Consider the following 11,836-nt stretch of genomic DNA (forward strand, 5'->3'; position numbering starts at 1 on the left):
GCGGTGAACATTCCGAACAACAGAATCGCATTGGACAAGGCCCAGAATATTGCGGACCCCACACCGGAACCGCCGCCGCTCTCCGGACGGGGAGCGGGTGCCGGGGAGGCTGTCCGGCGTTTCGGGTCGGTCGGTCGCACAGCTGGTCGGGGTGCGAGTGAAGCAAGGTCACCGGCGGGGCGGGGACGTGGAGGAATCCCGGACTTGCCCTTCTTCGTTCGATTCCTAGCAGCGGGCGAGGACACGGGCCTGCTCGGTGCGCTTTGCGTCGACGCGCTCTTGGTCGGCGCGGTGCGCGTCGGCCGTCGAGCGTCGCACACCACACACGTCCTGGCGCCGGGCGCATTCGACGTCCGACAGTCCTCGCAAATCCACATGTCCCCACCTACCGCTTTTTGGGCGCCCTGCCGAAGTTCTTTGATACGGCGAGCCTGCTGGGTGGCCTCTCAGCAGCGGCCGGCGTCGACGTCGGGGTCGCGGTCTCGCCTGTCGCCGTCGGGCGGGGTGCCGCCGACGTCCCACCCGTAGGCGTCGTCGGTTTCAGCGTGGTTCTGAGGAGACTTCCCCTGAGTTTGCTTCCTCCTGTGGCTGCCGCCGATGCACCGGCGGTGGGAGCGGCGCGCACGGATCGGGGCGACACGCTGTAGCCGGGGTCCGCCTCCATCGTCTTGAGGTGGACGAGAAGCTCGCCGGCAGTCGGCCTCGACGACGGTTCCGGCGCTGTCATGGCGAGGATCAGCGCACGCATCTGCGTCCACTTGCGCAGTCCCGGGTCGATCGACTCGCCGGCCGCCACCGCCTGTGCGCAGGTGTGCCACCTGCCGTGATCAGGAAGTGAGCCGGTGAGATACTCGGTGAAGATTACTCCGAGGGCGAAGATGTCCGACTGCACGTCGATCCGCGCATGAGGATCGCCCTCAAGATACCGCAGCATCTCCGGCGAGTAGTAGGGGGCGTCTCCCATCAGTTCGGTTCGCGTCGGCAGATCGTGAGCGAGGAAGGAGTCGTCGAAGTCGATGAGCTTGCCGACGGGACCCGCCTTGGCGATCTCGACGATGATGTTGCCGTCCTTGTCCTTCTTCTGAGGTTTGAGGTCTCCGTGGACGACGTTCGCGCCATGGACCTGCTCCATCGCTCGTGCGATGGTCTTGAGAAGGAGGAACTGCGCGGGCCGTCCCAGGGTGGAGATGTCCTCGTGCCGGGCGATGTCGATGTGCGGCGAGACCTTGTAGTAGAAGGTCTCGTGCCGGAAGAACTCGAGTGGGATGACGACATTCGACCCGGTGACCGCGGCCTTGGTGAGCGCGCTGTCGACCGCGACGTGCCGTGCCTCGAATCGCTTGCACACCGCCCGCCTCTTGGCCTTGTTCGCCTCGGATCCCGGGCTGCTGTCCAACGGGTACTTGTATTTCGAGAACCTCTTGATGAAGTAGCGTTCTCCGCCCTTCTCCGCCAGCGCCCAATCCGCCATGCCACCGGCCGTCTTGAAATCGGTGACGAGACGGTAGCCGTTGATGACGGTCATGGTTCCTGCCTGTCGGTCGCGATGAGCGAGAAGTGCCCGTCACGGTAGGTTTCCCACCGGGCGCCCTCGGCGGCGTTGAGCTCCTCCTCGAGCCGGGCGAGTTCCTGGCGAGTCCCTGCCAGCCGGCGGCGGATGGCGCTGAGAGACTCTCCTCGGCCGACGAGGTCGTCCAGACGGCTCGCGAATGCACCCCTAGCCGAGTGGAGATCGTCGACGCCGCGTACGCACAGCGCGATCGAGACGTCGTCCCCTGCTCTCGCGACCAAGGCGTCCGCGAGAGTGCGCCCCCATTCGTCGATACTGGTGGACTTCGCGAGTGCGGACAGGATCAGATACTCGAGATCCTCGGGAGACTGCACGTAGTCGTATGCTCCGTCCGTCCCAGTGAGGACGATCGCCGGCCCCTGCACGGTCGTCGTCGCGGCCTGCAGGTGGAAGTCCCCCGAGGCGGACAGAACATTGTTCATGGCACCGTCGTCGGAGCGCCCGGTGCTCGTGCTCTTGGTGGACGAGGTGTGGTCCGTGGTGAGGACCCGCAGCCCTTCGACCGGGGTGAGTACGTAGCACCGGGAGTCTCCCGCCCATACGGAGACGATCTCGTCTCCGCCGTCGTCGGACATGGTCGGCCGTACTGCGCACAGCGCCATGGTCGTGGGAAGCCGCTTGATCGCCTTGGAGACCAGTTGGCTCTGTACCTCGCCGGACGCGAGTTCGTCCCCGCGGGCCTTCAGCTCGGCGCGGAGTGCGGGTTCGAGTATCCCGACGATCTCCTCGCGGGAGCGGTCCACGATCGCCGACGCCTGCTCTGCGACGTATGCGGCGGCGACTCGGGATCCCACCCACGCGGAGGTCCGTTGCTCGCCCTCGAACATCAGCCTGGACGAGCCGCTACCGCCCAGACCGTCGAACACCGCGAGGATCACCCCTCGGCCGGGAACCTCGACACACACCGGAGGGGCATCCTCACCCGACCCGTGATCGTCACGAGCGAAGCTGGTGACGAACTCGGAAGTCCTCACGACGACGTCGACATCGGTTGCCGCCGGTGGTTCCGGAGCCTCCTCGAGCCCGGAGGTCGCCCCCGGTTCGCCAGCGGCCGCGGTTCCTGGAGCATCCGCTGATCCCCCGGCCTCACGGGGTGCCGGCGACTCGACCGACCTCGAACCTGCAGGGCGGCCCGTGTCAGGAACCGAGGCGGCATCGGGGGCGGGCGCCGGACGCGTCGCGGAGGACGCAGGCTCGGAAGCTGATCCCCTCCGGGGTCCGACCTCCGAGACGTCGTCGATTCCCGGTCCGCCGAGTGGGCCGCCGAGAAGTCGACGCTTCATCCCGTCGAACACTCCGACTCCCTCATGCACCGGCGACGCTGGCGGCGAGCAGCTTGAGGATCTGCTCGTACTCGTAGTCCTGAAGCCCGTCCCCCGCCTTCGCGGGGTAGTGCAGGGCTTGGTCCCAGTTCTCGCCGATCGCCGGCCAGGGCGACTCGGAGGGAGCGTAGATCAGGAGTCGCTTGGTCTCATGGCGCGGGAGCTGATCCCATAGGTCAGTGAGCTCGTCGAAGCTGGCGGGGAGTCCCGAAGGATAATTGTCCGGACGGTCAGCAGCGGCCTTCTCCAACGGATGGGCCGAGGTGTCGGTCCAGAGCACGATGACCTGCCTGCTCTTCGTCGTCTCCACCTTCCACTTCGACTGGAGCGCGAGCGCGAGTGCCTCGAGTCCGTTCTCCGGTGCGTCGCCACCGCCCTGGGCCACCAGGGAGTCGAGGAACGCGGCGTAGTCGGCGGACTGCGACGCAAGGTCGAAGAAGCCAGAGTCGTTCATCGGCACGGCGTCGTAGTAGTAGTCACGGAACGCCAGAACACGAACTCGGAGGTTGCGGACGATCCGATTCTGGGCCTGCAACTCCTCGCGCAGGTCGCTGTCGAACCTCGCCGCGTTCTCCTTGACCCTCGACAAGAGGCTCTTCATGCTTGCGGTCACGTCGATACACAGGACCAGATCGACATCGCAGTCGAAGTTGTCTCCAAGGAACTGCTCGTCTACCACGATCACTCACCTTCGGATTTCGGGGCGGCCACTGCCGCAGCGTGCGTCGATCATCCCACTAGCCGTACGCCCTCCGCTGTCCTTCTTTCGTATGATTTCAGCCGAGTACTCCGGCAGCTGGATTCCACTTCGTATCCCGGCGACGCTGGCTGACAGGAGGCGAACGATCTCGTCGTACCCCACCTTGAGTCTCCTCTGACCTGGCCGCACCGTGTAGTGGAGGGCGAGGTTCCATTTCCTGCCGATCTCAGCCCAGGGGTATACATCCGGGGCGCAGATCACCAGTCGCGTGGTCCAGGCGGCCGCCAGTTGATCCCAGTGATCCGTCATCTCATCGAAGTTCTGGGGAATATCTCGTGGGTAACCCTGCGGTCGAGAATCCGACTGCATCTCCAACGGATGCGCCCCCGAGTCGGTCCACACGAGAATGATGTGGAGTTGCTTCTCCTCTTGCCGATTTCAGTCCGACTGCCAACGCCTCGAGCCCGGACGTCGGAAGAGCCTGACCACCGCCACGCGCCTCGATTCGGTTGACGAACTCGTGGAACTCGTCGGACTGTTGTGGCAGCTCCAGGAAGGCTGAGTCCTGCATCGGTTGCTCGTCGGCGTAGTAGTCACGAAAGACCAACGTTCGCACTCTGAGTCTGCGCACGATCCTGCGAGTTCCGGACAGACGCGCACGAAGATCGGTATCGAACCGCAGCGCGTTCCGCTTCACCTCATCGAGGTTGTCTCGCATGCTCGCCGTGGCATCGATACACAGGACCGGGTCGATGTCGCAGTCCCCGTCGAGGTCGATTTACTGGTCACCCATCAATTCTCCTCACATCTCGAATGCACGGAAGTCTCGTGTCTCCGAGGACAGGATCTCCACGACACGCTCCAGCCCTAGCTGATGAACCTTCGTGGCCACGACGCGGAAGCCTTCTCCGTATTCGTCGTCCCTGGCATGGGATCCGTTGAGGAACCTCCGCTGGACGTGATCCGGCGCGAAGCGGACGAGGAACCGGTACTCGACGTACTCGGAGAAGCCCTCGCTGAGCACCGGCGGCAGATGGAGGACGTCACGTGCGAAGAGGTAGGCGTGGCCGTACTCGTGCGCGAGAGTGGCGAGCATCTTCCAGCGCGGCATCCTCTCGTGCAGATGGATCTCGATCCTGGGTTTGGCCGACGCCCCGGACTTCGACCACCGCGCAAAGCCGAGCACGCTGTCGGACTTGCGCTCGGCCTTGAGGCCGCGAGCGGACATCTCGGCTACGACGACCGGATGGTCCACCCCGAGGCCGATCTCGTCCATGAAGCTCAGGACCTGCCGGCACCGCCGCTGGACGACGAGTGGATCCGTGGCGATGGTCTCTGTGCAGATCGCGCAGTACGTCCAGCGATCGCCACTGGGCGCGCAGGGGCGGCCACACGCACCGCACGCCTGTGTCGAGTGACCGCTACACCATTTCCACTCGTCGCGCGTGCGGTATGTGCTGGTCAAGGGTCCGTGGCAATAGTCGCACGACCCGCTCGGGCCTCCTTGAAGTCGGAGTCGCGTCATCGTCTCGTCCTGGTCCTCGTGCGCCGTCCGGCATGACTGCAGATTGTCACGTGAACCAGACCACCACGTCGAGCAGCCGCTTGGCGAGCGTCTTGCGTTTCCCGGGCACGTTGTCCGGATCGAAGGTCTCGAGCAGTTCACCGACATCGTCGGGTACGGACGTCCCGAACAGGACACAGGGGGCACGATCGAATCACAAGAACCGCCCCTTCCGGGACTGTAAACCTGCAGTTCACGGCATTGGTCGCTCGCGGGGAGGGCTGACGACCAAGATTCACAGTGCCGTCGACGGACGCGGCCGGCCACTGGCGAATGTGATCACCGGCGGGCAGCGCAACGATGGCGCGATGCTCGCCGAAGTCCTCGCCGACATCCATGTCCCACGCCACGGCCGGGGCCGACCCCGCACCCGCCCCGACGCCGTGATCGCCGACAAGGCGTACTCGTCCGGCACGATCCGCCGCCAGCTCCGCAGCCGCGATATCGCCGCCGTGATCCCAGAGAAGAGTGACACTATCGCCGCCCGCGCCCGACGGGGAAGCCGCGGCGGCCGGCCACCGAAACTCGACGCTGACCTCTACAGAGGGCGAAACGTCGTCGAGCGCTCCTTCGCTTTGGCCAAGCAGTGGCGCGCCCTGGCCACCCGCTACGACAAACTCGCGATCACCTACCGCGCCGCCGTCACACTTTGCGCCATTCTGACCTGGCTACGCCATTTAGGAGACACGCCCTAGGAGACTGCTGAACAAAGTGCGTGTCCGGTCCGAATAATGACTCGGTCTTGAAATGATGTGGCTCACGCAGGGTGAGTCGGTTCGGCAGCGTGAGTTGCTGGATGTGGAGTCGGTGGCGGGGCATCTGCTCGAGGAGGGCAGCGTGTTCGCGTTGCTGGCCAAGCATCGGGACTGCTTGTTCCCGGCGGAGTTGTTCGCCGACCTGTTTCCCTCGGGCCGGGGCCGACCGTCGATCCCGGGTGAAGTGATCGCCTGGGTGATCGTGCTGCAAGCGCTGTACGGGTATTCCGACCGGGAGGCGGTCGACGCGCTGACCTTCGACCTGCGGTGGAAGGCCGCCTGCGGGTACGCGATCGATGCCAAGGGGTTCGACTCGTCGACGCTGACTGTGTGGCGGCGCCGGTTGGCGGCCAGTGACCGGCCGCAGCGGATCTTCGAGGTGGTGCGCCAGGTCATCGCCGAAACCGGCGTGGTCAAGACCAAGACCCGCCGGGCGTTGGATTCGACGGTCCTGGATGACGCGGTGGCCCGCCAAGACACGATCACCCAGCTGATCGCCCAGATCCGCCGAGTCGGCCGCGAGGTGCCCGGGGCGCAGGAGCTGATCGCCTCCGAGTGCACCCGGCTGGCGGCGACGTGCGGGCACGATTACTCCGAGGCCGGTAAGCCGCGCATTGTCTGGGATGACCAGGCCGCTCGGGATGAGCTGGTCTCCGCGCTGGTCGCAGACGCGTTGGCGCTGTTGGCGGCACTCGATGTGGAGGCAATCACCGCCGCCGGCGGCAAGCCGGCCGAGGCGGTCGCGTTGTTGGCGCTGGTGGCCGGCCAGGACGTCGAGCCGGCCGAGGACTCAGATGGCACTGACGGTCGGTGGCGCATCGCCCGCCGCACCGCGCCGGATCGGGTGATCTCCACCGTGGACCCGGATGCCCGGCACGCCCACAAGACTCGGCAACGCCGCCAAGACGGGTTCAAGGCCCATATCGTGGTCGAGCCCGATACCGGCCTGACCACTATGTGCTCCCTGACCAAGACCAACGGTCCGACCAACTCCGATGGCGCTGTCGGTGCCGCACTGGTCACCGCCGATCCCACCATCAGCGACGGCGAGCAGATCGAGGTGCTCGGCGACTCGGCGTATGCCAGCGGCGACATGCTGCACACCCTGGCGGGCAAACAGTGGCTGCCCGTGGTCAAGCCGTGGCCGATCAAGCCGGCCTTAGACGGCGGATTCACCATCGACGACTTCACTTTCGACGCCGTGGCGGGCACGCTGACCTGCCCCGGCAACATCACGCGGACAGTGACAGCGCACGGCCGCGCCACCTTCAAAGCCGCCTGCCGCGGCTGCCCGCTGCGCCAGCGATGCACCACCTCGGCCGCCGGGCGCACTGTGCTGCTCGCAGAGCACCACCTGCTTCAACGCCAGCACCGCCAGCGCGCCGGTGATGAGGACTTCCAGACCGTGTACCGGCAGCACCGGCCAATGGTGGAACGCTCGATCGCTTGGCTGACCCGAGGCGCTCGCCGCGTGCCGTATCGCGGGGTCGACAAGAACAACCACTGGCTCCACCACCGGGTTGCCGCCCTGAACTTGCGCCGACTGCTCGCGATGGGACTGACCAACCATGTGGCTCTCGCCCGACGCCAGGACGTCTCCGCTCTTGTCTGGCGACTCCTCCCTCCACGACCGCGCCCGTCTGCGCGAATCGTGCTGGCAGGTTGCGGAAGTCGACGGACCAGGGCGCACGGAGAGCCCGACTATCCTCCCGACGGTGGATCGCCAGGTAAGGCCGGAGTCGTCTCTTCGGGGGACAGACAGGCGGCCCCTCGCCACCTACGCTCGACTTTCGACCCATCGCAGGCGACGGTCGCCGAGCACCGGTCCTGCTCGGCATAAGGCCGGAAGGCCGGCCCCGGACTCTCGGGTCGCAGTGGACTCCACACGAGAGGGGCAGTTATGGAGAAGTCCGAACTCGACCGCTTCTTCGCGCTCTTGGACGACGACCCGGTGGCGGCCGAGCAGTTCGCCACCGACCTGCATACGGCGGAACCCGCCGAGTCCATGGCAATCAGCTTCATGGCACTGGCCACGAGGTCTCGCGGTGACATCAAGGCCGCGGAGGAACTTTACCTGCAGGCGGTCGAGCTCGAACTCGACAACGAGGGGCGGGTCGATGCAGCGAGCGTCGCCATGCAAGGACTGCTGGAAGCGCGAGTCGCTCTCAAAGAGTACGACTTCGCCTCCCCCGTGATTCACAACTTTCTGCAGCTGGGCCTGCCCCTGAATCAGAGCGCCTGTGGAGCTGTGATCAAATGCACCATCGAGGCGTTCGGTTTCGGTGCCATCGATGCGGCCGGCCGAAACCTCCTTCATGCGGTCACGATCAATGAGTTTATGGATCAGGACGTCAAGGAAGAGCTGATCGCGTTCGTCTTCTCGAAGATGGCCGAACACCAGGTCGAGGAACTTGCCGACGGCACCTACCGAAACCTCGATCCTTCTCCCGCAGGTGTGGCCCGACTTCGCCGTAATTGCGAAATTCCATGGTCGTACGCGACCATCATCCATGGTTCATCGAATCTGCCGGCGGAAGCAGTTCATCTCATGGCCAGGGTCCTGATCCCCTGGCGCGTCGCCAATGGAGAGCTCACCGGAAAACCGATCGACGTGATGCCGAACTCGTTGATCCCCGAACTCTTGCGCAGCGGAATGCTCGATATGGACGAATGCGTCAGGACACCACCCCCTGCCCCCTGGACCGTTGCGATCAATGCCGACTAGACCGCACTTCATCGCCATTCCACACTCCGGAAATCACATTCCGAATGCCCAAAAGGAGCTCTCCCAATGGCACTCTTCGCATTGATCCTCGCAGCGGCAGCCGGGTACGGCGTCGCAGTAAAATGGGGCAGAGGCCTCTCCCCTGCCATCGCCGCGGCGATCGGCGCCGGTGCCGCTCTGGTGATGTCCGTGGTCCTCGGCATGATCGGGCTGGGTGGAGTGTTCTCACTTCTCCTCTCCGTCGCTGCCGGAGCCGGCACGGTGTACGCCCTTCGTTCCACGTCGTTCGGCAGCCCCGCCAAGGCGACGAGCGGAGCGACCCCGGTCACCGGTGGATCCACCGCCCCGGCGAGGACCGCGTCGGGGGCCGGTACCGCGACCAGCACGCCTGCACCCACCCTCCCGACGCCTGATCACTACACTTCGGACGAGGAGGCGGGCGCAGCGATGGACGCCGTCGGAGAGATTCAGAAGCGGTTTGAGAGCGGCATCATGACCGATGAGCAGATCGCGGTGATGGGAGAGGAGATCTCCCGAAAGTGCCAGGGCATCGTGGACTACTTCGTCTCTCAGGGGCGGGAGATCAATCTCTACAACACGGTGATCGAGCCCATCTGCGGTTGGGCCATCGGCCAGCTTGCACCCTTATGGATAGTGGATCAAGGGGCGACCCCCCACAGTGCGGCCGCCATGCGTGCGTACTACGACATCACTGCGCTGATGGAGAAGTACAGTCGCCTCAAGCCGGCCTGAATCGGCTCACCCCAACAATCCCCGCAGGTCGTCGGCGGTGAGCGCGGCGGAGAAATGCTCGCCGCTGTCCAGGACGGAGGCGAACAGCTCGGCCTTGCGCTGCTGCAGCTCGACCACGCGTTCCTCGATCGTGTCGCGGGCGACCATCCGGTAGACCAGCACCGGGCGAGTCTGGCCGATGCGGTGCGCGCGGTCCACGGCCTGGGCCTCGGTCGCCGGGTTCCACCACGGGTCCAGCAGGAACACGTAGTCGGCGCCGACCAGGTTGAGCCCCACGCCGCCGGCCTTGAGGCTGAGGCAGAACACCTGCGCGCCGCCCTCGGTGAACTCGCCGACGGCCCCGGCCCGATCCGTCGTGCTCCCGTCGAGGTGGGCCACGGTGATCCCCTCGTCGCGCAAGCGATCCACGACGGTGTCGAGGTAGGTGGTGAACTGGCTGAACACGAGCGCGCGGTGCCCCTCGGCCACCACCTCCCGCAGCGCGGCGATGAGCTCGTCGGTCTTCGCCGACGCGACGCCGAGATGGTCCGGGTCGACCAGGGATGCGTCCAGGCACAGCCGCCGGAGCACGGTGAGCCCGGCGAGGACGCTGATGCGGTTGGACTCGAAGTCGTCGAGCAGCGCCAGCAGCGAGGCCCGCTGCCTCGCGAGCTCCCGTTCGTAGATCCGGCGGTGCGTGGCCGACAACTCGATCTCCATCACCGCGTCCGTGCGCGGGGGCAGGTCGGCGGCCACGAGCTCCTTGCGCCGCCGCAGCAGGAACGGACGCAACCGCCTGCGCAGCCGCTCGAGCGTGGCCCGGTCCCCGTCCTTCTCGATGGGCGTGCGGAAGCGGGTGCGGAAGTCCTTGGCGTCGGGCAGCACGCCCCGGCACGACAGCGCCGCGACCGCCCACAGTTCGGTGAGGTTGTTCTCCATGGGCGTGCCCGTCACGGCGAGCAGGAAGTCCGCCCGCAGCCCGGCCAGCGCGGCGAAGAGCTTGGACCCCGGGTTCTTTGCCTGCTGGGCCTCGTCGAGGATCACGCCCGCCCACTCGACGCCCGCGTACGACTCGGCGTCCAGCCGCAGAACCGCGGCGGAGGTCACCACGATGTCGGACGCGGCCGCGTCCTCGGCGACCGTCGTCGTGGACCGGGCCTCGGTCGCCGATCGCCGCGACACCCGGAGCGAGGGGACGAACCGGCGCGCCTCGGCCTCCCAGTTGGGCACGACCGACGAGGGCGCCACGACGAGGAACGGTCCCGGCGGGCGGTCGCCGGCGGTCTCGTGCGCGTGGGCGATGAGCGCGAGCGACTGGATGGTCTTGCCCAGGCCCATGTCGTCGGCGAGGATCCCGCCGATCCGGTGCCGCCACAGCATGGCCAGCCAGTCCAGGCCCTGCTGCTGGTACGGCCGCAGGTCCGCCTCGAGCGCGGCGGGGGCCGGGACGGGCGCGGGGGTGTCGGCGGCCAGTTCGAGCAGCGCGCGCGCCCGCCCGGACGGTGGCTCGAGATCGTCAGCCAGCTCCGCGAGGTCCGCGAGCACCCCGGCCTGCCCGAGGCCGATCTTCACTCCCGCCCCGTCCGGCTCCCTGCCGACCCGCTCGGCGGAGGCCGCCATCGCCTCGTCGAGCAGCTCGCGCAGCTCGCCGAACCGCTCGAGGTCCACCGGGACGAGCAGCCCGTCCTCGGTGAGGAACTCGTCCTGCCCGGTGACCACCGCCCGGAAGATGGCGGCGAACGGGACGGGGCGGCCTTCGACGGTGACGGTGACCGTCAGTCCCAGCCAGTCGATCCCCGAGCGGTCGTCCTCGGTGGCCACGTGGATGCGCGGCCCCTCCGTGGCCCGGCGGATACTCGGCACCTCGTCGGCCAGCACCACGTGGACGCCGTCGAGTGCGCGGAGCTGCTCGAGCCCGTCGGTCAGCACCAGCCCCGCCTCCCGGCCGGTCACCCGCAGGGTGCCCTCGCCGAGGATCCAGCCCCAGCCGGCGTCGGAGACGGCCGTGGTCAGCGCGATGAGCGCGGGATCCCCGGGCAGCGGGGTGCCGATCCCCATCTCGGCCACGCTGAGGGGCCGACGGCGCGTCACCTCGGTGTCGTCGGACATGCGCATCACGTCGACGCGGTGCCACTGCAGCATCAGTCCCAGCTCGTGGGTCGCACCGCCCGGGCCCGCCCCGGCGGGCGGCCGGATCGTCAGCTCGAGCTCCACGCGATCGAACCGGGGGAGCTCGAGCCGCCCGACGCGGTCGGTCACCGGGAACCTGTCGACGAGGTCGGGCAGGAAGTCCGCACAGAACTCGGGCACCGCCTCGTCGGGGACGGTCAGGGCGCGCCACTGCCGCAGCTGCCCGGCCACGCCGGGCCCCAGCCGCCCGACCGGGGACAGCTCCAGCACCCGGTCACGGACCAGCGCGACCATGTCCCCGTGCTCCCCCACGAGGGCGCCGGGCAGGGGGCGGTCGC

The 11,836-nt window shown here is 67.1% G+C and carries 8 protein-coding genes and 1 pseudogene; 4 read left to right on the forward strand and 5 right to left on the reverse strand.

The genetic code is table 11. The features are described from left to right. Nucleotides 1-385: 385 nt before the first annotated feature. From HMPREF3086_RS01580 to HMPREF3086_RS01595, 4 genes are all read right to left on the reverse strand, one after another. The gene (locus HMPREF3086_RS01580) at nucleotides 386-1,525 is read right to left on the reverse strand and encodes a serine/threonine protein kinase (RefSeq protein WP_070719829.1); all 1,140 of its coding nucleotides are present in this window, start codon (nucleotides 1,523-1,525) and stop codon (nucleotides 386-388) included. Continuing rightward, a complete protein-coding gene (locus HMPREF3086_RS01585) occupies nucleotides 1,522-2,544 on the reverse strand; it encodes a protein phosphatase 2C domain-containing protein (protein WP_168169037.1) in 1,023 nt (340 codons plus the stop codon). Before HMPREF3086_RS01585 ends, HMPREF3086_RS01580 begins: the two co-directional genes overlap by 4 nt. Nucleotides 2,545-2,875: 331 nt before the next feature. Continuing rightward, nucleotides 2,876-3,571, reverse strand: coding sequence for a vWA domain-containing protein (locus tag HMPREF3086_RS01590; protein ID WP_070719841.1), 696 nt, complete (start codon nucleotides 3,569-3,571; stop codon nucleotides 2,876-2,878). Between the two features lie 823 nt (nucleotides 3,572-4,394). After that, complete coding sequence (locus HMPREF3086_RS01595) at nucleotides 4,395-4,868, reverse strand: hypothetical protein (RefSeq protein WP_070719833.1); 474 nt, start codon at nucleotides 4,866-4,868, stop codon at nucleotides 4,395-4,397. A gap of 299 nt (nucleotides 4,869-5,167) precedes the next feature. Between HMPREF3086_RS01595 and HMPREF3086_RS18285 the strand changes: the two genes are divergently transcribed. From HMPREF3086_RS18285 to HMPREF3086_RS01615, 4 genes and pseudogenes are all read left to right on the forward strand, one after another. After that, entirely contained in the window at nucleotides 5,168-5,851 is a 684-nt protein-coding gene (locus tag HMPREF3086_RS18285) for an IS5 family transposase (protein ID WP_246830848.1), read from the forward strand. A 55-nt stretch (nucleotides 5,852-5,906) separates the two neighbouring features. Next, nucleotides 5,907-7,475: pseudogene (locus HMPREF3086_RS01605) on the forward strand (IS1182 family transposase); the annotation flags it as partial. A gap of 336 nt (nucleotides 7,476-7,811) precedes the next feature. Further along, nucleotides 7,812-8,636 (forward strand): hypothetical protein, encoded by an 825-nt coding sequence (locus HMPREF3086_RS01610; protein WP_070719837.1) that lies wholly within the window; start codon nucleotides 7,812-7,814, stop codon nucleotides 8,634-8,636. 66 nt (nucleotides 8,637-8,702) lie between these two features. Next, nucleotides 8,703-9,389, forward strand: coding sequence for a hypothetical protein (locus tag HMPREF3086_RS01615; protein WP_070719839.1), 687 nt, complete (start codon nucleotides 8,703-8,705; stop codon nucleotides 9,387-9,389). A 6-nt stretch (nucleotides 9,390-9,395) separates the two neighbouring features. On the opposite strand, the gene HMPREF3086_RS01620 is transcribed toward HMPREF3086_RS01615, so the two are convergent. Beyond that, the coding region (locus tag HMPREF3086_RS01620; protein ID WP_070719843.1) for a DEAD/DEAH box helicase at nucleotides 9,396-11,836 on the reverse strand (2,441 nt) is incomplete at its 5' end.

The sequence above is a fragment of the Dietzia sp. HMSC21D01 genome, from assembly GCF_001815995.1.
Classification (GTDB): domain Bacteria; phylum Actinomycetota; class Actinomycetes; order Mycobacteriales; family Mycobacteriaceae; genus Dietzia; species Dietzia cinnamea.